This window comes from Nocardia sp. CDC153 (assembly GCF_035818515.1).
Lineage (GTDB): Bacteria > Actinomycetota > Actinomycetes > Mycobacteriales > Mycobacteriaceae > Nocardia.
Genome location: NZ_JAYKYU010000002.1, coordinates 603,499 through 625,591 on the forward strand (window position 1 = coordinate 603,499; position 22,093 = coordinate 625,591).

The 22,093-nt window shown below is 68.0% G+C and carries 22 protein-coding genes and 1 pseudogene; 6 read left to right on the plus strand and 17 right to left on the minus strand.

The features are described from left to right. Positions 1–5: 5 nt before the first annotated feature. From VMT65_RS11080 to VMT65_RS11100, 5 genes are all read right to left on the minus strand, one after another. A complete protein-coding gene (locus VMT65_RS11080) occupies positions 6–518 on the minus strand; it encodes an Asp23/Gls24 family envelope stress response protein (protein WP_326307999.1) in 513 nt (170 codons plus the stop codon). A 29-nt stretch (positions 519–547) separates the two neighbouring features. After that, the gene (locus VMT65_RS11085; RefSeq protein WP_326308001.1) at positions 548–850 is read right to left on the minus strand and encodes a hypothetical protein; all 303 of its coding nucleotides are present in this window, start codon (positions 848–850) and stop codon (positions 548–550) included. Continuing rightward, on the minus strand, positions 847–1,224 hold the full coding sequence (locus VMT65_RS11090) for an Asp23/Gls24 family envelope stress response protein (RefSeq protein ID WP_326308002.1): 378 nt from the start codon (positions 1,222–1,224) through the stop codon (positions 847–849). Before VMT65_RS11090 ends, VMT65_RS11085 begins: the two co-directional genes overlap by 4 nt. Beyond that, on the minus strand, positions 1,221–1,745 hold the full coding sequence (locus VMT65_RS11095) for an Asp23/Gls24 family envelope stress response protein (RefSeq protein ID WP_442790241.1): 525 nt from the start codon (positions 1,743–1,745) through the stop codon (positions 1,221–1,223). Before VMT65_RS11095 ends, VMT65_RS11090 begins: the two co-directional genes overlap by 4 nt. Positions 1,746–1,810: 65 nt before the next feature. Next, entirely contained in the window at positions 1,811–2,371 is a 561-nt protein-coding gene (locus VMT65_RS11100) for an RNA polymerase sigma factor (RefSeq protein WP_326308005.1), read from the minus strand. A gap of 156 nt (positions 2,372–2,527) precedes the next feature. Here VMT65_RS11100 and VMT65_RS11105 point away from each other — a divergent pair, with 156 nt between their 5' ends. Continuing rightward, entirely contained in the window at positions 2,528–2,740 is a 213-nt protein-coding gene (locus tag VMT65_RS11105; RefSeq protein WP_326308006.1) for a CsbD family protein, read from the plus strand. A gap of 316 nt (positions 2,741–3,056) precedes the next feature. On the opposite strand, the gene VMT65_RS11110 is transcribed toward VMT65_RS11105, so the two are convergent. Further along, positions 3,057–3,725, minus strand: a complete 669-nt coding sequence (locus VMT65_RS11110) for a hypothetical protein (RefSeq protein ID WP_326308007.1) — start codon at positions 3,723–3,725, stop codon at positions 3,057–3,059. 123 nt (positions 3,726–3,848) lie between these two features. On the opposite strand from VMT65_RS11110, the gene VMT65_RS11115 reads away from it, so the two are divergent. Next, positions 3,849–4,439, plus strand: coding sequence for a hypothetical protein (locus VMT65_RS11115; RefSeq protein ID WP_326308008.1), 591 nt, complete (start codon positions 3,849–3,851; stop codon positions 4,437–4,439). 157 nt (positions 4,440–4,596) lie between these two features. Here the strand turns inward: VMT65_RS11115 and VMT65_RS11120 are convergent, their stop codons facing one another. The 7 genes from VMT65_RS11120 to VMT65_RS11150 all read right to left on the minus strand — a co-directional run bounded on the left by VMT65_RS11120 (position 4,597) and on the right by VMT65_RS11150 (position 11,983). After that, positions 4,597–5,637 carry an NUDIX hydrolase gene (locus tag VMT65_RS11120; protein ID WP_326309145.1) on the minus strand — a complete coding sequence of 347 codons (1,041 nt, stop codon included), beginning with the start codon at positions 5,635–5,637 and terminating at the stop codon, positions 4,597–4,599. Continuing rightward, positions 5,637–6,761 carry a glycosyltransferase family 4 protein gene (locus VMT65_RS11125; protein WP_326308009.1) on the minus strand — a complete coding sequence of 375 codons (1,125 nt, stop codon included), beginning with the start codon at positions 6,759–6,761 and terminating at the stop codon, positions 5,637–5,639. Before VMT65_RS11125 ends, VMT65_RS11120 begins: the two co-directional genes overlap by 1 nt. After that, positions 6,758–7,714 carry a phosphatidylinositol mannoside acyltransferase gene (locus VMT65_RS11130; RefSeq protein ID WP_326309146.1) on the minus strand — a complete coding sequence of 319 codons (957 nt, stop codon included), beginning with the start codon at positions 7,712–7,714 and terminating at the stop codon, positions 6,758–6,760. The genes VMT65_RS11125 and VMT65_RS11130 overlap by 4 nt, the downstream gene beginning before the upstream one ends. Before the next feature lie 20 nt (positions 7,715–7,734). Continuing rightward, complete coding sequence (gene pgsA / locus VMT65_RS11135) at positions 7,735–8,406, minus strand: phosphatidylinositol phosphate synthase (protein ID WP_326308011.1); 672 nt, start codon at positions 8,404–8,406, stop codon at positions 7,735–7,737. A gap of 40 nt (positions 8,407–8,446) precedes the next feature. Continuing rightward, entirely contained in the window at positions 8,447–9,016 is a 570-nt protein-coding gene (locus tag VMT65_RS11140) for an HIT family protein (RefSeq protein WP_326308012.1), read from the minus strand. Continuing rightward, entirely contained in the window at positions 9,013–11,070 is a 2,058-nt protein-coding gene (gene thrS / locus VMT65_RS11145) for a threonine--tRNA ligase (protein ID WP_326308013.1), read from the minus strand. Before thrS ends, VMT65_RS11140 begins: the two co-directional genes overlap by 4 nt. 151 nt (positions 11,071–11,221) lie before the next feature. Further along, positions 11,222–11,983 carry a (2Fe-2S)-binding protein gene (locus VMT65_RS11150; protein WP_326308015.1) on the minus strand — a complete coding sequence of 254 codons (762 nt, stop codon included), beginning with the start codon at positions 11,981–11,983 and terminating at the stop codon, positions 11,222–11,224. Positions 11,984–12,348: 365 nt separating this feature from the next. Between VMT65_RS11150 and VMT65_RS11155 the strand changes: the two genes are divergently transcribed. Next, the gene (locus tag VMT65_RS11155) at positions 12,349–12,666 is read left to right on the plus strand and encodes a hypothetical protein (protein WP_326308016.1); all 318 of its coding nucleotides are present in this window, start codon (positions 12,349–12,351) and stop codon (positions 12,664–12,666) included. On the opposite strand, the gene VMT65_RS11160 is transcribed toward VMT65_RS11155, so the two are convergent. Both VMT65_RS11160 and VMT65_RS11165 read right to left on the minus strand, forming a co-directional pair. Then, entirely contained in the window at positions 12,660–14,867 is a 2,208-nt protein-coding gene (locus VMT65_RS11160) for a bifunctional SulP family inorganic anion transporter/carbonic anhydrase (protein ID WP_326308017.1), read from the minus strand. The two genes, VMT65_RS11155 and VMT65_RS11160, sit on opposite strands and share 7 nt — an antisense overlap. 195 nt (positions 14,868–15,062) lie before the next feature. Continuing rightward, a complete protein-coding gene (locus tag VMT65_RS11165; protein ID WP_326308019.1) occupies positions 15,063–17,273 on the minus strand; it encodes a SulP family inorganic anion transporter in 2,211 nt (736 codons plus the stop codon). 271 nt (positions 17,274–17,544) lie between these two features. Here VMT65_RS11165 and VMT65_RS11170 point away from each other — a divergent pair, with 271 nt between their 5' ends. The 3 genes and pseudogenes from VMT65_RS11170 (at position 17,545) to VMT65_RS11180 (ending at position 20,070) form a co-directional block, all read left to right on the plus strand. Beyond that, positions 17,545–18,888: an L-lactate MFS transporter gene (locus tag VMT65_RS11170; RefSeq protein ID WP_326308021.1), complete on the plus strand. Its 1,344-nt coding sequence runs from the start codon at positions 17,545–17,547 to the stop codon at positions 18,886–18,888. Continuing rightward, positions 18,885–19,010 (plus strand): MFS transporter small subunit, encoded by a 126-nt coding sequence (locus VMT65_RS11175; RefSeq protein ID WP_326308022.1) that lies wholly within the window; start codon positions 18,885–18,887, stop codon positions 19,008–19,010. Before VMT65_RS11170 ends, VMT65_RS11175 begins: the two co-directional genes overlap by 4 nt. A gap of 14 nt (positions 19,011–19,024) precedes the next feature. After that, a pseudogene (locus tag VMT65_RS11180) lies at positions 19,025–20,070 on the plus strand (extracellular solute-binding protein). Here the strand turns inward: VMT65_RS11180 and VMT65_RS11185 are convergent. Next, the gene (locus VMT65_RS11185; RefSeq protein WP_326308023.1) at positions 20,071–20,451 is read right to left on the minus strand and encodes a DUF5313 family protein; all 381 of its coding nucleotides are present in this window, start codon (positions 20,449–20,451) and stop codon (positions 20,071–20,073) included. Continuing rightward, positions 20,448–22,091 carry a SulP family inorganic anion transporter gene (locus tag VMT65_RS11190; RefSeq protein WP_326308024.1) on the minus strand — a complete coding sequence of 548 codons (1,644 nt, stop codon included), beginning with the start codon at positions 22,089–22,091 and terminating at the stop codon, positions 20,448–20,450. Before VMT65_RS11190 ends, VMT65_RS11185 begins: the two co-directional genes overlap by 4 nt. Positions 22,092–22,093 lie beyond the last annotated feature (2 nt).

A 22,093-nucleotide genomic window follows, 5' to 3' on the forward strand; every position in this document is an offset into this window, starting at 1 on the left:
AGCGACTACTGGACGCGGCTGCCGGCCGCCTGCTGCTCGTCGTCATCCCCGTCGATGTAGACGTCGTTGACGTTGATATTGACCTCGACCACCTCGAGACCGGTCATCTGCTCGATGGCGGCGATGACGCTGCGGCGGATGGCGCGCGCCAATTCCGCGATGGCCACGCCGTATTCGACGACGATCTCCAGGTCCACGGCGGCCTGCGTCTCCCCGACCTCCACCGAGACGCCCTGCCCGATACTGGCCGACGCGCCGGGGATGCGGTCGCGGATCGCGCCGAACGCGCGGGCCGCGCCGCCGCCCAGGTCGTGCACGCCACGCACATTGCGGGCGGCCAGGCCGGCGATCTTCTGCACCACGATGTCGGAGATCGTGGTGGTGCCCTGCTCGGATTGCAGGGCCCCGGTGCGCTCGGAACCGTTGCGGGCCGCACCCGATTCGGTGCCCTGCGAGCGGGAACCCTTGGCGTCGGCGGACTTTCCGGTGTCGTTCTTGGCGGTGTCGGTCGCGGTCATTTCTTCCTCCTGAATCCCTTGCGTTGGAATCACTTGTCTTCCAGAGCCGCCGCCTCGAGCTCGGCGACGACCAGCCGGACCGTGGCGTGTGCCCAGCGGGTTTCCGCGAGCACCGGCGCGACGGCCGCGGCGACCCGATTGGCCAGCGGCCGCAGTGGCAACTCCGTGGCAACCACGCGGATCTCCACCAGGTCCGGCCCGAGTTCGATCGCGGTGCCGCGCAACGGCTTGGGCAGCCACGCGGCACCGGTCAGCAGGGGCACCGGACGTACGCCCGGCACCGCGTCGACCGCGGCGGTGAGCGCGTCGATCAGCTCGCCCGGCGTGCTCATCGCGCCTCCGGTTCGATGTCGACGATGACCACCGATACTTCGTCCACGGTGACCCCGAGCCGCTCGAACACGGTGTCGATCACCGCCGCCTGCACAGCCGCGCCCACGTCCGCCGCGGCCCGTTCGGCGCCGATCGCGATCTCGAGCCGGACGCCGAGCGCGCCCTCGGCCGGGTTGTGCACGCGCACACCGTCGGCGCTGGCGCTCTCGAACCCCGACCACAGCTGTTTGCCCGCGCGGGTGAGCCCGGCGACCAGTCCGCGCAGCCCGGGTTCGACGCGCACCACGCCCGGGACGCGGGCCGCGGCCCAGGCGGCGACCCCGGCCACGACGGCATCGGCCACGATCAGCTCCGTGCGGACGGACAGGGTCACCGTTTCCCTTCCTGATAGACGTCCACTATGGAGATGTCCAAGCGACCAACCAGCAAACCTGTTTGCGCGGATGCCGCCGCGGTGACGCGCGCGCGCACTCGCGGCACCAAGCCCGGAATGCCGTCGCCGATGACCGGTACCGCGATGGTCATGGAGATGTGCACGATGGATTCGCCGCCGGGCCCGGTGCCGACCACCTGCATCCGGCAGCGGCGAGCCCGTACCCCCGGCACCGAGTCGGCGGCATAGCGCAGCACGACCGCGGCGGCCTGCTCGCTGACCGCGACCGTGCCGGGATGCGGTGTCACCAGCTCCAGCGTCGCGCCGCGCCGCAGCTCGGCGCGCACCGCGGACATGATGCGGCCGAACAGGTCCGGAGGCTCCGGCGTGGGTTCGTCGATGAGTTCCTGGGTGGCCGCGCGCAGCCCGAGCAGGCTCTCGCGGGCGGTGCGGCAGTGCGGGCAGCTGGTCTCGTGGGCGTCACCGGCCCCGTTCGCCACCGCGTCCAGGCGCTCCCACACCCGTTCCAGGCCACGGCCACAGGGCAGCAGGTAGTCCGCCTCGGTGTCGTCGTGGGTGTCGTCGGTCACCGCCATGGTTGCATCACCTCCGCCAACTGTGCTCGCGCCCGCGCTATCCGCCCTCGAACCTGGGTGGTGTTCGCGCCGACGATGTCGCCGATCTCTTCGTAGGAGCGCCCGTGCACCTCGCGCAGCAGCCAGCACGCCCGCTGTTCGGGCGTGAGCTGCCGCAGCGCCACCGTGAGCGCCTCGAGCTGGCCGTTGACCTGGGTGGCGTGCTCGGGATGGGTGTCGGTGCGCGGGGATTCGGTGCCGTCGAGGTCTACTCCCATCACGGACTGCCGCTTGCGCAACGCATTGAGACACCGGTTGGTGGTCATGCGGTACAGCCAGCCGTTGAAGGCCGCGTCGTCGTCGAGTTGGGCGATGCGCCGCCAGGCGGTCAGGAAGACCTCCTGCACGATGTCCTCGGCCTCGGCCCGGTCGCTCAGCATCCGGGACGCGAGCCGGTACATCGCGCCCTGATAGCGCAGCACCAACTGCTCGAAGGCCCGCACGTCACCGTCGCGCACCCGCCCGGCGAGGGTCGCGTCGTCGAGCGCGAGCATCGTCTCCGAGTGGGTCACAGCACCTCCTCATCGCTCCATCCGGTACGACACCGCCGCGCGAAGATCCTCACGCCGAATTATGAGTGACGGATGTCTCAGAGTTTGCTACGTGAGGAACGGGCGTGCCGGGGCATCTTGTCCATGTACGCGTCCACCAAGGAGAGAGAGGTTGCGATGTCGTTCAGCGACGAGATCGAGAACAAGGCCAAGGACCTCGGCGGTAAGACGAAGGAGGCCGCGGGCAAGCTCGCCGGTGATGACGAGCTGCGCGCCGAAGGCAAGGCCGACCAGCTCGAGGCCGGGATCGACAAAGCGGTCGGCAAGGTCAAAGAGGCGGTCGAGGGCGCGGTGAAGACCGTCGAGGACAAGCTCGGCGGCAAGCGCTAGATCGGCATCGGCCCGACCGGGCCACCGGTACCGCGGTGGGGCGTCACGTGGTGGCACCCCACCGCCGGCGCGGCTCCCATGCTGCTAGCTCGTTGCTGTGCGCCGAGCGCTCACAGCGGGCCGATCACGAAGATGCTCGCCCAGTATTCGGCGGCCGACGGACCCATCAACGGCTCCAGAAAGTCATAGAGCAGGTAAGACACGAAGAACTTCCACCTTCCACACGGCGGTCCGCCGATTCCATTGCGCGGCAAACCTTCCCAGACACTATCGGAGATTCCGCGTTCGATCACGGGAAAGTTTCCCCGGCTATCGATCAGCCCAGCGTGTAGACATATCGGCTCGTAGGCACCAGATCGAGATTGAGATGCGCGCCGAAACTGACCACGCTCTCCATCATCCGAGTCACCCGCCGCTGCAGTTCCGCATCGTCATCCCCGGCCCCGTAGAACGCATGGGCACTGGTCATGGCCGCCATCGGAAACAATTCCTCGACCAGCGCATCCACCCGCTTCCCCGGCGTCACCGCCTCGCTGACGGTGTTCTGCACATACCCGAACGTATCCTGTGTCTCGATGGCCACCGGCGTATGCAAATCGTGCCACCGATGCAGCCACTCCTCCCGAGTCAGATCCTCCGGAATCCGCAGAATCGCGATATTCGCCAGGGCCTCGGTCCGCACCCCGTCGTCGACCCGCGGCGGCACGATGGGCTGCCGCTCGTCCACGATCCAGCCGTTCACGTCCTCCGCGACGGACTTCAAGACAGCCGTGACCGCCTCCCGGTCGCCCTCGGTCCATACGCTCACGACCGCGTCGATCGGCGCCTCATAGGTCGAATGCCGGACCTGTGCCGCCGCGACATCCGCATCCCGAACATTCACCTGCAGCGCGGTCGCCCCCACCCCCGCCAACGCTTCCCGCAATTCCTCCCCCCGCAGCCGCTCCCCCAGCCCCTCGCCCCACAACGCATACATCAGCTTCATGCCGTAATTCCTTGCCACAGATCACCATTGATCGCCCCAAGGTAACGCCGCGCGTAGCTAGAATTACCCGATTTCGCCACCTGATCCCACCCACCGGACCGACGCTGCGGCACCATAGCGCACATGGCCCATTTCGCAGTGACCGTTTGTCTTCCAGGCGAGCTGACTCGAGATGAACTGCTCCCGCACCTGCGCAATACGCTCGCTCGGTATGACAGGGAGCGCGAGATGGAGCCATACGTGGAGTACACGCGTGCGGAGCTGATCGCGCTGGGTCGACGTTCGATCAGTGTCAGCCGGGACCCCGATCGCTCGGGTTGGACGGACCAGCAGGTCTACGACCACTGGATCAGTCGGTACGAGCCATGGGAGATCGGGCCCGACGGCGAGACCTATACGACCCGGAATCCGCAAGGGCAGTGGGATTACTGGTCCATCGGTGGGCTCTTCGACCCGATGTGGATCTTGACCGACGAGAACGACGGGGGCGTGTCAACGCGCACGGAAATGGCTCGTCTACGCGAAATTTCCGCCGACTCGCTCACCGCGACCTACGCCTTCATCGATTTGAACGGCGATTGGCACCAACGCCGCCAAGCCCCGTACTGGGATGAAGATCCGGTGGGCGCCGCTGAATGGGACCACACCTATGCGGTCCTGATCGCCGCGCTACCTCCCGACACCTGGCTGATCCAAGTCGATTGCCATTCATGATCACCCGGCCGCGTATTCGGCGGCCAATTTGCTCGTAATGGGCAGGAGTGGTGTGTCCTGCGGATTGCTCGATGGCGGCTGCGTTTTCGACTGCCCACCGCATTTGGTCATCGCTCACCGAGGTGGTTCGGACGGCGGGGGCTCGTGGATCGCCGGGTCAGCGGATGGAGCGGACTTCGGGGTCGGTGTCGGAGTCGGCGGCGGCGAGGGCCTCGGGGAGGAGTTGGTCGAGGTGGTAGGGGTAGACGGTTTCGCCGGAGTGGTCCAGGTGGGCTATGTCGGTGGGGGTGCACCATTTGTGGCCCTTGATGGAGCGGCGTTCTATGTAGTCGAGGTTGGTGGGGTTCACCTCGAAGTTCTTGGCGCGCAGGGCGAAGAAGAGTTCTTCGGAGCGGATGAGTTCGCCGTTGAAGGGGAAGACGGCCACTCGACGCCAGAGGGGGCCGCGCAGGGAAGACGAGTCCGCCGGGTAGCCGGTTTCCTCGTAGAGTTCGCGGATCGCGGCCTCGCGCAGGGATTCGCCGGGGTTGACGCCGCCGCCGATGGTGAACCAGAAGGGGACGTCGGGGACCTTGGGGTCGACGCCCTGCAGGAGCAGGACCCGGTCGTTCTCGTCGACCAGGACCACGCGGGCGGAGGTGCGGACGGTGTCGACCTCGAGACCCGTTGCGGCGGCGGGGGTTACGCGCTCGGCGATTTCGAAGTAGGTGGGCAGGGGGGCGGTACCGGCCAGGTGGACCCAGCGGACCAGGCGGCGGGTGCGCAGGGCGAGGGTGTCGCGGACGGCGTCGTTGTGGAAGCGGCGGGCGATGAGGACCCGGGCTTCGGCGTCGGCGAGTTCGGCGACCAGCTGCGGGGGCAGCAGCGAGATGTCGACGGCGGAAAGCGCCGCGGCGAGCTGATTCTCAACGGTTTCGCGGTCGCGCCAGTTCGAACGCTCGGCGCGGTCGGCCAGCGCGGTCAGGCGGCGGGCCTGTTCGACCAGGGCCGGATCGTAGAGTCCGGCCAGAGTGGTCGCCACCGAGCGGGCCACCACGGCGCGGCGCGCCAGGGCCGCGTCCAACGCGTGCATGGCCTGGTCGGTGCGCACGTGCAGGCGGTCCAGGCGGTTCGCGGTGGTATAGGCCCATACCGCGGCGGTGATGAGCAGTGCCGCGATGAGGGCGAGGACCAGGATGGTGGTCGCGGAGAAGGTGATCATCCGGCGGTCCTGACGCGGACATCGCCGACGGTCACGGTCTCGTAGACGCGCAGGATCTGCTCGGCGACCACCGGCCAGTCGTATTCGCCGACAACCTGATTCGCGGTGCGGATGTACTCCTCGCGGCGGGTGTCGTCGGTGAGCATGGCGTCGATGGCCTGCGCCAGCTGACCGGAGTCCCCGACCGGAACCAGCATGCCCGCGGTGCCGTCCCGCAGCACGCGGCGGAAGGCGTCCAGATCGCTGGCCACCACGGCGGTTCCGGCCGCCATCGCCTCGACCAGCACGATGCCGAAGCTCTCACCACCCAGGTTGGGGGCGACGTAGACGTCGACACTGCGCATGGCGGAGGCCTTTTCGGCGTCGGAGACCTGGCCGAGGAACCGCAGATGCCCGGCGTGCTCGCCCGCCTCGCGCCGCAGCCGGTCCTCGTCGCCGCGGCCGACGATCAGCACCTCGAGGTCGGGGTGTCGCCGCACCAATTCCGGTAGCGCGCCGAGCAATACCTCCATGCCCTTGCGCGGCTCGTCGAAGCGCCCCAGGAACAGCACCGATTTGCCGGGCCGCGGATAGCCCGCCAGCAGCGGCGCGTGCGCGAACGCGGGAACGTCCACGCCATTGGGGATTTCGACGGCGTCCCCGCCGAGTGCCTCCACCTGCCAGCGCCGCGCCAGCTCACTCACCGCGATCCGGCCGCTGATCTTCTCGTGATACGGCCGCAGCACGCCCTGAAAGGTGCTGAGCACCAACGATTTCGTGGTCGAGGTGTGGAAGGTGGCCACGATCGGCCCCTCCGCGATCTTCAACGCCAGCATCGACAGGCTGGGCGCGTTCGGCTCGTGAATGTGCAGGACGTCGAAATCGTTCTCGGCGATCCAGCGGCGAATGCGCGTATACGCGGTGGGCCCGAAGGAGAGTCGCGCCACCGACCCGTTGTAGGGAATCGCCACGGCCTTGCCCGCCGACACCACGAAGTCCGGCAGCGGCGTGTCGTCGGCGGCGGGCGCGAGCACACTCACCTTGTGGCCGCGCTCGATGAGCACCTGCGCCAATTCCACGACATGCGCTTGCACCCCGCCCGGCACGTCGAACGAGTACGGGCAGACCATGCCGATCCTCATAGTGCCCCTGTTCCGCGAGACCCGGCGTCAAACCCCAGTGTTCGCTGCGCGGCCGCGATTTTGTCCAATCTCGCCTGCGACAAGTCACTTTCCCACATGGGCTGCAGCATGTGCCAGTCGGCAGGATGGGCGGCGATATTGGCGGCGAAGACATCGGCCAGCGCCTGGGTCGCGGGGGCGATGCCCGGCGAGACGTCGATGGGCGGGAAGACCGCCATGCCCCAGCCCTCGGTGCCGTCGGTCTCGGTGAACCAGCAGTGCACGGGCAGGAGCGCTGCCCCGGTGTCGGCGGCGAGTTTGGCGGCCCCGGCCGGTAGCCAGGTACGTTCGCCGAACATGGTGACCGGCACGCCCTTGCCGGTGAGATCGCGCTCGCCCATCAGGCAGACGACCTTGTTCTGGCGCAGGCGATCCGCCAGCTGCGGGAACGGCGGATGCTCACCGCCGGTGAGCGGGAAGACCTCGAAGCCGAGGCTCTCGCGGTATTCGACGAAGCGCTCGAACAGCGACTCGGGCTTCAAACGCTCTGCGACCGTAGAGAATTGACCGTGATTCTGGACCAGCCAGACACCGGCCATATCCCAGTTGCCGGAGTGCGGCAGGACCAGCAGGGCACCTTTGCCTGCGGCGAGGGCCGCGTCCAGATACTCGGTGCCGTCGACATGCAGCTGCCCCAGCGCCTTGTGGTCCATCGACGGCAGTCGGAACGCCTCACGCCAGTAGCGGGCATAGGAGCGCATGGCAGCCTCGATCAGGCTGTCGGGCACCTGCTCCGGCGTCGTGCCGAGTACGTGGGCGAGATTGCGCCGCAACATATTCGGCTCTCCCCGGTGCGCCTTCTTGTTCGCTCGCCGGGCAACGAAGTTGGCTCCGGCGTCGAACCCCTTGCGCACCATGCCTTCTGGCAGCCCGCGCACGACACGCCAACCGGCCGCGTACGCCTTGTCGGTCATCGCGGACGTGAAATCGGTGGTCACCGCTGCGGTTCCTCCGGAGCCTTCGCCACGGGGGCGAGAACGTCGCGCGCGCCGGGCGACCTGCGCACCGCCAGCACCCGCTGGAACACGGTGATGATGCTCAACACCGCGAGGATGTACATGGCGACGTACACGGCATAGCCGAGCCACTCGATGCCGTAATAGTTGCCGATACCGGTGAATCCGGCCCCGACCAGCACGATGATCAGCCGGTCGGGACGCTCGATGAGACCGCCGTCGGCGGACAGACCGGACGCCTCCGCGCGCGCCTTGGCGTAGCTGATGACCTGCGAGGTCACCAACACCACCAGCGTCGCCACGAACAGGTGCTTGGAGTTCTCGTGGTACACCGCCCACCAGGCCAGCGCCGCGAAGATCGCGCCGTCGGCGACCCGGTCGCAGGTGGCGTCCAGCACCGCACCGTATTTCGTGCCGCCGCCGCGGGCGCGCGCCATGGCCCCGTCCAGCATGTCGAACATGACGAACAGCCAGATCACCATGGTTCCCCAGAACAGGTGACCGGTCGGGAACAGCGTCACCGCCGCGGCGATCGAGGCGGTGGTGCCGATCAGCGTCATGGCATCGGGCGTGAGGCCCGTGCTCACCAACGCTTTGCCCAGGGGGGCAGTCGCTTTGGCGAACGTCTCGCGACCGAAGAAACTCAGCACGCTACCCGTTGTCCTTTCGTGCCGTGTCCCTCGCTCATGCCTAGTCGGCTTCCTTCCACGCCCGTGCCAGCAGCGCCCGGGTTTCCCTGAGCAATTGCGGCATCACCTTCACTCCGCCGACGACGGTAATAAAGTTCGCGTCCCCACTCCAGCGCGGCACGATATGTTGATGCAGGTGATCGGCGAGTGAACCACCGGCGACACCACCGAGATTCAGGCCGACATTGAAGCCCTCCGGCCGCGACACCTGCTTCATGACCCGAATCGCCTGCTGGGTGAACGCCATCAGCTCGGCGCTCTCCTCCGGGGTCAGATCCTCGAGATTCGCCACGCGACGGTACGGCACCACCATGGTGTGGCCGGGGTTGTAGGGGTACAGGTTCAGCACCGCGTACACCCACTGCCCGCGCGCGATGATCAGGCCGTCCTCGTCCGACATCTCCGGAATGTCGGTGAACGGGTGCCCGGTCTTCTTGGGGGCCTTGGGTTCCTCGACCTCGCCGGTGATGTAGGACATGCGGTACGGGGTCCACAGCCGCTGCAGCCGGTCCGGATCCCCGGCCCCGGTGTCCACGATCTGCTCGGGCCGAGGCGCGGTCGGTTCACTCATTGATCGCCTTTGCGGATTTCGAAACCCTCCGCGGTCGGAGATGCGTTCTCGCGCCGCTGAATCCAGTCGGTGATGGTGGCGATGGCGTCGGCGACGGGCACGCCATTGACCTGGGTGCCGTCGCGGAAGCGGAAGCTGACCGCGTTGTTCTCCACGTCGCGGGCACCGGCGAGCAGCATGAACGGGATCTTCTGGGCGGTCTGGTTGAAGATCTTCTTCTGCATGCGGTCGTCGGAGCGATCGACCTCGGCGCGAATGTTGTTGTCGCGCAAGGCATTGATGACGCCGTCCAGGTGCTCGGCGAAGGTCTCGGCCACGGGGATGCCGACGACCTGCACCGGCGCGAGCCAGGCCGGGAACGCGCCCGCGTAGTGCTCGGTGAGCACGCCGAAGAAGCGCTCGATGGAGCCGAAGAGCGCGCGGTGGATCATGACCGGGCGGTGCTTCTGCCCGTCGGAACCGGTGTATTCGAGCTCGAAGCGCTCGGGCAGGTTGAAGTCCAGCTGGATGGTGGACATCTGCCAGGTGCGGCCCAGCGCGTCCTTGGCCTGCACGGAGATCTTCGGGCCGTAGAAGGCCGCGCCGCCCGGATCCGGAACCAGCTCCAGACCGGAGTCGGTGGCCACCTTGCGCAGGGTCTCGGTGGCCTCCTCCCACAGCTCGTCGGAGCCGACGAACTTCTTCGGGTCCTTGGTGGACAGCTCGAGGTAGAAGTCGTCGAGGCCGTAATCGCGCAGCAGCGAGAGCACGAACTGCAGCGTGGAGGTGAGCTCCGCGTGCATCTGCTCCTTGGTGCAGTAGATGTGCGCGTCGTCCTGCGTCATGCCGCGCACGCGGGTCAGGCCGTGCACGACGCCGGACTTCTCGTAGCGGTACACCGAGCCGAATTCGAACATGCGCAAAGGCAGTTCGCGGTAGGAGCGCCCGCGCGACCGGAAGATCAGGTTGTGCATCGGGCAGTTCATCGGCTTGACGTAGTAGTCCTGGCCGGGCTTGCGCACCGAGCCGTCCTCATTGAGTTCGGCGTCGAGGTGCATGGCCGGGAACATGCCGTCGCGGTACCAGTCCAGGTGGCCGGAGACCTCGAAGAGGTGGCCCTTGGTGATGTGCGGGGTGTTGACGAACTCGTAGCCGGCGGCGATGTGGCGGCGGCGCGAGTAGTCCTCGAGCTCCTTGCGGACGATGCCGCCCTTGGGGTGGAACACGGGCAGGCCCGAGCCCAGCTCGTCGGGGAAGGAGAACAGGTCCAGCTCGAGGCCGAGCTTGCGGTGATCGCGCTTCTCGGCCTCTTCGAGCAGGCGCAGGTACTCGTCCTGAGCCTCGGTGGATTCCCACGCGGTGCCGTAGATGCGCTGCAGGTCCTCACGCGACTGATCGCCACGCCAGTAGGCGGCGCTGGATCGGGTCAGCTTGAACGCGGGAATGTACTTGGTGGTCGGCAGGTGCGGGCCGCGGCACAGGTCGGCCCAGATCAGCTCGCCGGTGCGCGGGTCCAGGTTGTCGTAGATGGTCAGCTCTTTACCGCCGACCTCCATGACCTCCGGATCGTCGATGCCCGACTTGTCGGAGATCAGCTCCAGCTTGAACGGCTCCTTGGCCAGCTCGACCCGGGCCTCCTCGACCTCGACCACCCGGCGCGAAAACCGCTGCGCGCCTTTGATGATCTTCTTCATCCGGGATTCCAGCTTGGTGAGATCCTCCGGGGTGAAGGGGCGCTCGACCTGGAAGTCGTAGTAGAAGCCGTCCTTGATGTACGGGCCGATGCCCAGCTTGGCGTCGGGGAACTCCTGCTGCACGGCCTGCGCCAGCACATGCGCGGCCGAGTGGCGGATGACATTGCGGCCGTCGGGAGAATCGGCGGTGACGGCCTCGACCTCGGTGTCGACGTCGGGCGTCCAGCTCAGATCCTTGAGCGCGCCTTCGGCGTCCCGCACCACAATGACGGCGGCGGGACCCTTGCTCGGCAGGTCCGCCTCACGCACCGCGGCCCCGGCGGTAGTCCCAGCCGGAACCCGGACGCGGGCGACTGGGGTCTGCTGGGCTGAGGTGGTCACGGCTGCGCACTCCTTGGCATAGTCATAGGCGAGAGGTCCCGCCAGGTCTGGTGCGAGGATGTTCTCCCCGCGATCGTGGCCGGTCACGAATCACATACCTCCGGCCCGCCCACTCTATCTGCACCCCTATAACCCCGCGCCCGGCGGACCCTCAGCCCCGGGCAGCGACCTCGGCGAGCAGCGCCTCACGCTCCGGAGCCGGACGCTTGGGGCAGCTGGTGCACATCTCGCAGCCCGGGACTTCGAAGACCAGGCAGCAGGAGATGCGGCGGACGAAGGTGCGACCGGCGATGTCCTGGAAGCGCGGGACCGGTAAGCGGCCCGCGACGTCTCGGGCCAGGCGGGCACCGGCGTCGGCGGCACCGATGTCGAGGGCGCGGTTGCCGATGGCGTCGGCGACTATCGCCCAGAGAGAAGGAATGCCCGCGCCGGAGACCTCGGCGACGACCGGGATGACACGGGACAGGGCGTGACGCAGTGCCTGGCCGATGGGCGTGGTGGTGCAGCACGCGGCCGAATGCGGTTCGGGGTGAGCGCAATTCACGGCCGACGCGGGATCGGCGGAGAGATCGGCGGTAATGCCGGAGGAGGAGTTGGCGAGGAGGGTGCTGCTGAGCGCTATCGCGTAGGCGTGGGGCTCGGGGACTACACGCTCGACACCGCCGTCCGGGCGGATCTCCAGGGCGATGTGTTCGAGGGCCGGATTGAAGGCGGGTTGATCGGCGGCGATCGCGGCGACGATCGGATCCACCAGAGATGAGGCGGCCATGCACCACCACAGGGTGCCGGAGACTCGGGAGTTGGCCGTCCCCCAGCTGATGCCCATGTCGGCGATGCGTTCGGCCAGCCATTGCGGGCGCAACAGTTCGGTGCCGGGCACCAGGGCTTGTGAAACCGGGGGCTGCGCAACCATTTCCATCCGACTCCGATCAGGCCGATTCTCGCTGACTCCTACCACCCATTACCCACCGCGGTTACAGACCACAGGTCACTACCCGGCGGCTACACACCACTTTTCACTACACGCGGCAGCTACAAACCACAATGTCATGTTTCCGCGCTGTAGTGGGCCGCTCCCCCGGCGACAGCTCCCGCGCACTCGGCGAGGCAGCACCACCCTAATCTCCTACCTCTCATCACTTCTTCCGACGCGCCCGACCCTCGCGACACGCCCCAATCGGGCGCGTCGCTCCAAGATCAGCCCAGGCGGGCGTCGTAGCCTGACGGCTGTCGAACCGGTCGGTTCACGAGTCCCCTGAGCGCGGAGGGCCGCGGCGCATGAGTCCTGCCATCGAGACGATTCTCATCAGCGGTTATGCGGTGGCCTTGCTGGTGGTGGCGTTAGGGCTGGATGTGATGGCGCGCCGGGCGCATCGGCGGGCGCGCATGTGGGCGCGCGGGAAGTCGGGGCGGTTTCACCGGCGGATCGTCTTGCTGCTGCTGACGGTGTCGGCGGGGTTCTTGATCGCGGCGGGGATTCGGCAGCCGTTGGATTTCCTTGTGTTGCTGCCGTTTTCGCTGGCGTGGGCGGGGGTTGCGTGGGTGCTGACCGGCGCGGACCCCCGAAAGGGAGCCCGCGCCAGGTCATTTCAGTGAGCTGGGGCCAGGACCGCCAGCTCGGGGGCGTCGATTTCGGCGATGCCCGTCTCGGTCACTTCCAGGACTCGGGCGGGGCCGATGTCGAAGAAGAGGCCGGAGACCTTCAGTCCGCGTTGCGCGATGGCGCGGCGGACCACCGGGTGGGCGCGCAGGGTTTCCACCTGGACGGCCACGTTCACGATCGAAAGCTGGTCCGCGACTCCGAATCCGGCCCGGGCGGCTGCGGTTGCGACCGGGTCGTCGGAGTGGAAGCGGTCCAGGCTCGGTCGGCCGTGGACGAGCCAGCTGCCCAGGCCGGGTCCGGTCGGTCCGCCCGCGACGAGCGCCTTCATGGCACCGCATGCGGAGTGGCCGCACACCACCAGGTTGTCGACCTCGAGTTCCTCGATGGCGAACGTGAGGGCCGCCTCGATGGAGCTGTCGCGCCCGCCGGGCACCACGAGATTGCCGACATTGCGGATGGTGAACAGGTCACCGGGCCCGCTATTGGTGATGACATTGGGCACGATCCGCGAATCCGCGCAGGTCAGGAAGAGCGAGTGCGGGTTCTGGACGTCGCGTAGTTCATCGAGGTGCGGGCGCACCACGTGGGCATTGCGGCGATGGAATTCGGCCACACCGGAAGCGATGGGGTCGCCTTCGGCCTTGCGCCAGGGCCGCAGCACATCGTCGAGCATGGTGCGGGCCCGTCCGCGCACCGGCGGACCGGTCAGCGCGTGCGCCATGTGCGCGGTGCCGAGCTCCACGAATTCCACTGTGCCGCCGGTGTTCTCGTGCTGTCGCGCCCAGTCGTGGATGGCCTCGTACCCGGCGTGGTCGAGGAAGTCGACGCTCATCTCCACCAGCACGTCGGCACCCGTGGGCACCTTGCTCAATTCCGAGGACAGCTTGGGCAGCGCCAGGAAGGTGCAGGTGCCGTCGATGGTGACCAGCCACCGGTCGGTACCGGCGACGGGGGCGGCATTCACCACGACCCGCACCACCCGCCACAGCAGCAGCGCGAAAGCCAGTGCCAGACCGATGATCACGCCCTCGAGGAGGTTCAGGAACACCACGCCGAGCACGGTCACCAGGTACACCAGCAGATCGCCGGTGCGCCGGGCCAGCTTGATGTGCGCGAGCTTGACCAGCTGGATGCCGACCACGATGAGCAGACCGGCCAGCGCCGATTTCGGAATCTGCTGCACCACACCGACGAGCGCCACCGAGAAGACCAGAATCCACACGCCGTGCAGCAGCGCCGAAGCACGGGTGCGCGCCCCGGCCGCCACATTGGTGGCACTGCGCACGATGACGCCGGTGACCGGCAGTCCGCCCAGCGCACCCGACACCATGTTGGCCGCACCCTGCCCGACCAGTTCCCGGTCGAAGTTGGTGCGCGGCCCGGTGTGCATCTTGTCGACGGACACCGCCGAGAGCAGGCTCTCCACGCTGGCGATCAGGGCGATGGTCAGTGCCGCGAGCACGACCGCACCCCAGTCGCCGGTCGGCAGCGACGGCAGTCCGATGGCGTCGAACAGCGAGCCGTTCAACACGATTCGCTCGGGATCGCCGGGCAGCACCAGCGCCAGCACGGTGCCGGTCACCACGGCGACGAGCGGTCCGGGAAGCACCCTCAGCTTCCCGGGCACGTACTTCCAACCGAGCATGATGGCGATGACGACGAGTCCGACGAAGAAGTCGTCGCCGTGCAGGTTCATCAGTTCGCCGGGCAGCTGAATCAGGTTCTGCCAGGCCGAACTGTGCGAGGCCCCGCCGAGCAGCACGTGCAGCTGCTGCAGCGCGATGGTGATGCCGATGCCCGCGAGCATGGCGTGCACCACCACCGGCGCGATGGCCAGCGCCGCGCGGGCAATGCGGCTGAGCCCGAACAGGATTTGCAGTCCGCCCGCGAGGACGGTGATGAAACAGGCTGTTTTCCAACCAAATTCGCCGATAGTGGTGGCGACCACCACGGTCAGACCCGCGGCCGGGCCGCTGACCTGCAGTGGTGATCCGCCCAAGAGACCAACGACCACGCCGCCGACGACGGCGGCAATCAGTCCGGCGGCGATGGGTGCGCCGGAGGCGACCGCGATGCCGAGCGAGAGCGGCAGCGCGACCAGGAAGACGACAAGGGATGCAGGAAGATCATGGCGCAGCAGGGTGTCGAATCTGCTGGCGGTTCTGCCTGGCGGTGAATCGGTGTCGCGAGACATATCGCTCCTCAGCGAGCATGTGCAGGGGCATCGAAATAAAGGCTGCGGACGGCTTTGGCCGCAGACTCACCGGACGAGCAAAGGCCAGGCTAAGAGTAAAGACTTAGCAAAGCCTGAGAAATTTGCGCCCCAAAGTTAAAGGGGTGTGAACCTTTTGGATTCACACCCCTTCGCACACGCACTCGGCCCAGGTCGTCAAGCGGGTTGGGCGACCCGCCCCGCGCCGTCGATCTCACCGATGCCGTTCACGGTGACCTCCACCACGCGCGCGGTCGCGATGTCGAAGAACAGTCCGGACAGCACCACGCCCCGCTCCTGCACCCCGCGTCGGACCACGGGATGCGCGTACAGCGTCTCGAGCTGCACGGCCACATTCACCATGCCGAGCTGATCGACCGGTCCGTAGCCCGCCGCCGCGGCGGCCGCGGCCACCGGATGCCCGAGCCGGAACCGTTCGAGGCTGGGCCGCGCGTGCGCGAGCCAGTCGTCGAGCTGGGATCCGGTGACCAGTTCGCTGTGCAGCGCGCCCATGGCGCCGCAGCCGGAATGCCCGCACACCACGACCGAGCGCACATCCAGCTTGTCGAGGGCGTAGATGAGGGCGGCCTCCATCGAAGAGTCCTGGGCGTCACGGGGAATCAGGTTGCCGACATTGCGGACGGTGAACAGGTCACCCGGTCCGCTGTTGGTAATGACATTGGGCACGATCCGAGAGTCGGCGCACGTGACGAAAAGCGAGTCCGGTTCCTGCCCATCGCGCAGCACGCCCAGATGCGGCCGCATGACATGCGCGTGGCTGCGATGATAGGCGGCCACGCCCGCGACGATCCGGTCCACGTCATTGGCGGTGCGCCGCCACGGCCCGAGCACCTCGTCGAGCAGATGCCGCGAATGCCCGCGCGCGGGCGGCCCGTCCGCGGCGTCGGCCATGCGCACCGCGCCGACCTCCACGAATTCGACCGCGCCGCCCTCGATTCGATACTGATCGGCCCATTCCCGCAGCGCGTCGTAGGCGGCGTGGTCCATGAAGTCGACGGTCATCTCGACCACCACGTCCGCGCCCGGCGGCACCTTGTGCAGTTCGGCGGTGAGCTTGGGCAGGGCCAGGAAGGTGAAGCTGCCGTCCACGAGCACCCGCCAGCGGCGGTCCTCGAGTTCCTCGGCGGTCACCGCCACCCGGACCACCCGCCACAGCAGCAGCGCGAAGGCCAGGGCGAGCCCGACCAGCATGCCCAGCAACAGATTCCAGAAGACCACCACGAAGACCGTGGCGGCGTAGACCGCCAGGTCGCCGGAGCGCCGGGCGCGGCGAATGTGCGCGAGTTTGATGAGCTGGATGCCGATCACGATGAGCAATCCGGCCAACGCCGCCTTGGGAATCGAGCGCACCACATCGACCAGCGCCACCGAGAACAGCAGAATCCACAGCCCGTGCAGCATGGTCGAGGATTTGCTGCGCGCCCCGGCCTGCACATTGGTGATGCTGCGCACGATGACCGCCGCCACCGGCAGGCCGCCGATCGCGCCGGAGACCATATTGGCCGCGCCCTGACCGAACAGTTCGCGATCGAGATCGGTTCGGCGCGCGGGGTTCTGGCGCATCCGGTCCACCGCCACGGCCGATAGTAGGGTCTCCACGCTGGCGATGAGCGCGATGGTGACGGCCATCAGCGCCACCGTGGCCCACCCGCCGTGCGGCACCTGCGGCAGATGCAGTTCCTGCAGCAGTGAGCCATTGAGCGTGATGTGTTCGACCCGCACCGGCAGCACGCGCGCCAGCAGGGTCGCGACCACCACGGCCACCAGCGGCGCGGGCACCCGGCGCGCGGGTTCGGGCAGCCGCCGCCAGCCGACCAGGATGGCGATCACGACGAGTCCGATGCACAGGTCCCCGGCGTGCACGGAGGCCAGTTGGTGCGGCAGCGCGACGATCGCCTCCCACGAGGAGGTCAGGGTGTCACCGCCCAGGAGCACGTGCACCTGTTCGAGCGCGATGACGATGCCGATGCCGGCGAGCATGGCGTGCACCACGACCGGCGCGATGGCCAGCACGCCGCGGGCGATGCGGCTGAGCCCGAACAGAATCTGCAGCCCGCCGGCCAGGATGGTGATGAAACAGGTGGCGGGCCAGCCGAATTGGTTGATGGATTCGGCGACCACCACGGTGAGCGAGGCGGTGGGCCCGCTGACCTGCAGGGTGGAGCCGCCGAGCAGACCGGCGACCACGCCGCCCACCACGGCGGCGATGAGTCCGGCGGCGACCGGTGCGCCCGCGGCCACGGCTATGCCGATGGACAGGGGCAGGGAGACGAGGAAGACGACGAACGACGCCGGGAGATCGTGGCGTATCAGTCCGGCCAGGCCGGGAAGCGACGTCCGTGGAGGCTGATCGGTGTCGGTGGACATATCTCTCCTTCGCCGGAACGACAGGGCCGTCCGGTTCATCGGTCAACATGTACTGGCATCGAGAGGCAGCGGCGGGCGAGGCAAGGGAGAACCACGACGCTTGGCAGACCGCGGGTAATCGTAAAGACAATGCAAAGGAAGCGAAAAGCTTTTGCGACGATTGAGGCGAACCGCTATCAAACTGTGACACAGCTCACGCCTCGACGCAAACCCGCATAACCAGCCGGTCGCTTGTACCTATGATCTCCCCAAACTGAACGTGGAGATCAGCATGGCCGCAGTCCTCGCCGGTGATCCGGGATATTCGAAAGTCATTGCCCCGCAGGGCTGGAGCCGCTGGCTGGTGCCGCCCGCGGCCCTGTCCATCCACCTCGCCATCGGACAGGCCTACGCCTGGAGCGTGTTCAAACCGCCGCTGGAGAAGGCCATGCACATCTCGGGCACCGGCAGCGCGCTGCCGTTCCAGCTCGCGATCGTCATGCTCGGCCTGTCCGCGGCCTTCGGCGGCACGATCGTGGAGCGCCGCGGGCCGCGCTGGGCGATGACCGTCTCGCTGGTGTGCTTCTCCTCGGGGCTGCTGATCTCGGCCCTGGGCGCGGCCGTCGGCCAGTACTGGCTGATCGTGGTCGGATACGGATTCGTCGGCGGGATCGGGCTGGGCATCGGGTACATCTCGCCGGTGTCGACACTGATCCGGTGGTTTCCCGACCGGCCCGGCATGGCAACGGGTTTCGCGATCATGGGATTCGGCGGTGGCGCGCTGATCGCGTCCCCGTGGACCACCGAGCTGCTGACGGACTTCGGTCGGGATCGACCCGGGATCGCCGAGACCTTCCTGGTCATGGGCCTGGTGTACGCGGTGTTCATGGCGATGGGCCCGCTGCTGGTGCGGGTGCCGCCGCCGGGCTGGGCACCGGCCGGATGGACTCCCCCGCAGACCCGGGCCAAACTCGTCAGCGGACACGACGTGGCGGCCAATGACGCGATCCGGACCCCGCAGTTCTGGCTGCTGTGGATCGTGTTGTGTTTCAACGTGACCGCGGGCATCGGGATTCTGGAGAAGGCCGCGCCGATGGTGGTGGACTTCTTCAAACAGACCTCGACGCCGGTCACGGCCTCGGCGGCGGCCGGTTTCGTGGCGGTCCTGTCGGCGGCGAACATGAGCGGGCGGATCGGGTGGTCGTCGCTCTCGGATGTGATCGGGCGCAAGAACATGTACCGCGTCTACCTCGGTGTCGGGGCGCTCGCGTACGTGCTGGTGTGGTCGGCCGGGCGGGACAGCAAGCCGGTGTTCATTCTCGGCGCGATGGTCATCCTGTCGTTCTACGGCGGCGGATTCGCCACCATCCCGGCGTATCTCAAGGATCTGTTCGGGACCTATCAGGTCGGCGCGATCCACGGCCGGCTGCTGACCGCGTGGTCGGTGGCGGGTGTCGCGGGACCGCTGATCGTCAATGCCATCGCCGATTCCGGTGCGCGCCACGGCAAGACCGGACCCGCGCTCTACGGCACCTCGTTCGCCATCATGATCGCCCTGCTGTGCGCGGGCTTCCTGGCCAACGAGCTGATCCGGCCGGTATCGGCGAAACACCACCTGCAGGAAGCAGACCAATGACCGAGCCCACCCCCGCGCCCCGGCGCACCCCGCTGCTCATCCTGTCCTGGACATGGGTGGCCCTCCCCTTCGCCTACGGCGTAGACCGGCTGATCGTCAACCTACTCAAGCTCTTCCACTGAGCAGGGTTCCGCGGATGCCGCTCTCCCGCCGCGCTTTCGTCGCGGGCCTTGCCACCTCGGTGCTGGCCACCGCGGCCTGCGGTAGGCGTCCCGAGCCGACTTCTACTCCGGCGGTGACGAATTCGTGGACCGCGCCGCCCGGGCTGTCCGGTGAGCTCACGCTGTATTCGGCGAATCCGCAGGATCTCACCGAGGAGCTGGTGGCCGCGTTCACCAAGGTGTCCGGGGTGAAGGTCAACGTCTTCGCGGGCGAGACCGGGAAGATCACCGCCAAGCTCGACAAGGAGGGCGCGCACCCGCTGGCCGATGTGGTGTATCTGGCGTCGTGGACACCCGCGGCGCAGTATGACTACGATGGCCGGACCCTGCCGTACACCCCGAGCGGGACCGAACGGATTCACAGCGGGTGGATCGGCAAGGACCACGGATTCGTCGGGCGCGACGGGTCGGCGCTGACCATGGTGGTGAACACCAAGCTGAGCCCGCGCCTGCCCAACGACTGGGCCGATCTGGCCGCACCCGAGTTCCACGGCCGGGTCATCATGCCCGACCCTCGCGAATCCGGAACGGCGCGTGACCTGCTCGCCGCCATGGTCAGCGCGTGGGGAAAGACCGCACCTGGGCCAGGTTCGACGGCCTGTTCGCCAATGGCATGACCGTGCGCGGCGGCAATGGCCCGGCCCTCGACGAGGTGACCGCCGGGAACTACGCGGTCATCCTCGGCGGCGTCGACTACTCCGCCTACGACGCGGCCGCCAAAGGCGTTCCGCTACGGGTCATCTCCCCCGCCTCGGGCACCGTCATCACCCCGCGCCCGGTCTTCATCCTCAATACGACCCGCAATCCCGTGGCGGCGAAAGCCTTGGTGGACTACATGTTCACGCCCGAGGCCCAGCGGGTCTCGGCCGCGCACAAGATGATCCCGGCCCGCACCGACGTCCCCGTCGCCCCTGGCACGCGAACTTACGACGAGGTGAAACAGCTCCCGTTCTCGTGGGAGTTCGTGAAGGGCAGCGGCGGCGATGTGCTGACCGAGTTCACCGGCCGCTATCTGAGCTGATCAGCCGCGGCCGTGGGCCCGCTCGTAGGCTTCGCGGGCCGCTGCGGCGCGCTGGCGTTCCCGCTGATCGGCCAGGGTCGGGTCGAGACCGTGCTTGGCCAGGCGGGCGCGCCGGAAGACGTACATGAGTGCGGCCGTGAAGTAGATGAGCGGCAGATACAGCAGTGCCATCATGGCCAGGCCCATCCACAGGGGGCCGGGGATGAGCAGGAACAGGCACAGCGGCGGAATGATCGGGATCAGGATGCGCAGCATGTAGCGTCGTGCCGCGCCGGGTCCGGTGAGGTCGTCGATCACCCACTGGGACATGGACGGCGGCAGCGTGCCGCCGGTGACATACCGCAGGCGCTGCAGGAGATTCGGTCGGGTGGGCTCGCTCATCGGTGACTGCTTTCGGCGGGGCTGGAGACGAGTTCGCGGGCGACCGCGATGGCGTCGGGGGTGTGCTCGAACAGATGTCCCGTGCCGTCGCCGGGCAACGCGCCGATCGCCGCCAGCCGCCGCCGATGGTCCTCGCGCAGCCCGGACATGAGCACGGTGATTCCGCGGTGCTCGAGTTTACCGATGGCGTCGCGCAGGGTGAGCGCGCCGGTGGTGTCGAGCGCGGTGAGATGGGACATGCGCAGAATGACCACCCGCACATCCGACACCTCGGCGAGTTCGAGCAGGAAGCGATGCGCGGCGGCGAAGAACAGCGGCCCGTCGAGGCGGTAGGCCACGATGTGCTCGTGCAGCAGGTCGTGCTCCTCGGCCAGGTGGTCGGCCTCGTCGAGCGGAATCTGGTGCAGTCGAGCCTCTTTGGCGACCGAACGCAGGGCCAGCAGGACCGCGATGCCGACACCGATGGCGACCGCGGTGACCAGATCCATGGCGACCGTCACGGCGAAGGTGACCGCCATGATCGCGGCGTCGCCCTTGGAGGCGCGGGCGATGGCCGCCAGAGACGCGGTCTCCACCATGCGCACGGTGGTCGCCAGCAGCACTCCGGCCAAGGCGGCCAAGGGAATCCAGGCGACCAGCCCGGCGGCCAGGTAGACGATGGCGGCCAGCACCACGGCGTGGGTCAGGGCCGCCAGCCGGGTGCGCGCGCCCGAGCGCACGTTGACCGCGGTCCGGGCGATGGCCCCGGTGGCGGGCACGCCGCCGAACAGCGGTGCGGCGATATTGGCCAGGCCCTGGCCGAACAGTTCCCGGTCGGGGTTGTGGCGGGTGCCCACCGCCATGGAGTCGGCGGCGGTGGCCGACAGCAGTGATTCCAGTGCCGCCAGCGCGGCGACGGCGAGGGCGGGGGCCAGCAGGGAACCCAGCTGGTCGGGGTGCAGGAAATCCAGTGTGGGAGCTTGCAATCCGGAGGGGATCGTGCCGATCAGGCTCAGGTCGAGATGGAAAAGCTTGGCCGCCACCGTGGCGAGAATGACCGCCAGCAGGGCGAAGGGTAGTCGCGGCAGGTACCGGCCACCGATCAGCAGTACCGCCGCAACCGCCAGCGCGAGCCCGAGCGAGGTCCAGTTCGGGCTGGCTGCGAACTGCCGGACGGCGTCGAAAGCTGACCGCCACACCTTGTCCCCGTGCGCGTGCGCCACGCCCAGCGCCGACGGAAACTGTTGCAGCGCAATGACCACCGCGATCCCCGCGGTGAAACCCTCGATCACCGGGGCGGGCATATAGCGCACCGCGCGTCCCACCCCGGCGATCGCGAGCACCACCAGCACGAGCCCGGCCAGCAGCCCCACGGCCAGCACCCCGCTCGCTCCGTGCCGATGGAAGATGGGGACCAGCACCACCGTCATGGCCCCGGTCGGCCCGCTCACCTGGAAGCGGGAGCCGCCGAAGACCGCGGCGAGCGCGCCCGCCACCACGGCCGTGGCCAGACCGGCGGCCGCGCCGAGCCCGGAGCTGATGCCGAAGCCCAGCGCCAGCGGCAGGGCCACCAGCGCGACGACGAGTCCGGCCAGCAGGTCCGCGCCCGGCGCGCGCACGGCCGGTCGCCAATCCGACCATGACGGCAGCAGTGTGCGCACCG

Bases quoted from the DNA above. Each gene is read 5' to 3' on its own strand.
- VMT65_RS11080 (WP_326307999.1), bottom strand. From the start codon at position 518: ATGACCGCGACCGACACCGCCAAGAACGACACCGGAAAGTCCGCCGAC.
- VMT65_RS11085 (WP_326308001.1), bottom strand. From the start codon at position 850: ATGAGCACGCCGGGCGAGCTGATCGACGCGCTCACCGCCGCGGTCGAC.
- VMT65_RS11105 (WP_326308006.1), top strand. From the start codon at position 2,528: ATGTCGTTCAGCGACGAGATCGAGAACAAGGCCAAGGACCTCGGCGGT.
- VMT65_RS11110 (WP_326308007.1), bottom strand. From the start codon at position 3,725: ATGAAGCTGATGTATGCGTTGTGGGGCGAGGGGCTGGGGGAGCGGCTG.
- VMT65_RS11115 (WP_326308008.1), top strand. From the start codon at position 3,849: ATGGCCCATTTCGCAGTGACCGTTTGTCTTCCAGGCGAGCTGACTCGA.
- VMT65_RS11125 (WP_326308009.1), bottom strand. From the start codon at position 6,761: ATGAGGATCGGCATGGTCTGCCCGTACTCGTTCGACGTGCCGGGCGGG.
- VMT65_RS11130 (WP_326309146.1), bottom strand. From the start codon at position 7,714: ATGACCGACAAGGCGTACGCGGCCGGTTGGCGTGTCGTGCGCGGGCTG.
- VMT65_RS11140 (WP_326308012.1), bottom strand. From the start codon at position 9,016: ATGAGTGAACCGACCGCGCCTCGGCCCGAGCAGATCGTGGACACCGGG.
- VMT65_RS11150 (WP_326308015.1), bottom strand. From the start codon at position 11,983: ATGGTTGCGCAGCCCCCGGTTTCACAAGCCCTGGTGCCCGGCACCGAA.
- VMT65_RS11155 (WP_326308016.1), top strand. From the start codon at position 12,349: ATGAGTCCTGCCATCGAGACGATTCTCATCAGCGGTTATGCGGTGGCC.
- VMT65_RS11160 (WP_326308017.1), bottom strand. From the start codon at position 14,867: ATGTCTCGCGACACCGATTCACCGCCAGGCAGAACCGCCAGCAGATTC.
- VMT65_RS11165 (WP_326308019.1), bottom strand. From the start codon at position 17,273: ATGTCCACCGACACCGATCAGCCTCCACGGACGTCGCTTCCCGGCCTG.
- VMT65_RS11170 (WP_326308021.1), top strand. From the start codon at position 17,545: ATGGCCGCAGTCCTCGCCGGTGATCCGGGATATTCGAAAGTCATTGCC.
- VMT65_RS11175 (WP_326308022.1), top strand. From the start codon at position 18,885: ATGACCGAGCCCACCCCCGCGCCCCGGCGCACCCCGCTGCTCATCCTG.
- VMT65_RS11185 (WP_326308023.1), bottom strand. From the start codon at position 20,451: ATGAGCGAGCCCACCCGACCGAATCTCCTGCAGCGCCTGCGGTATGTC.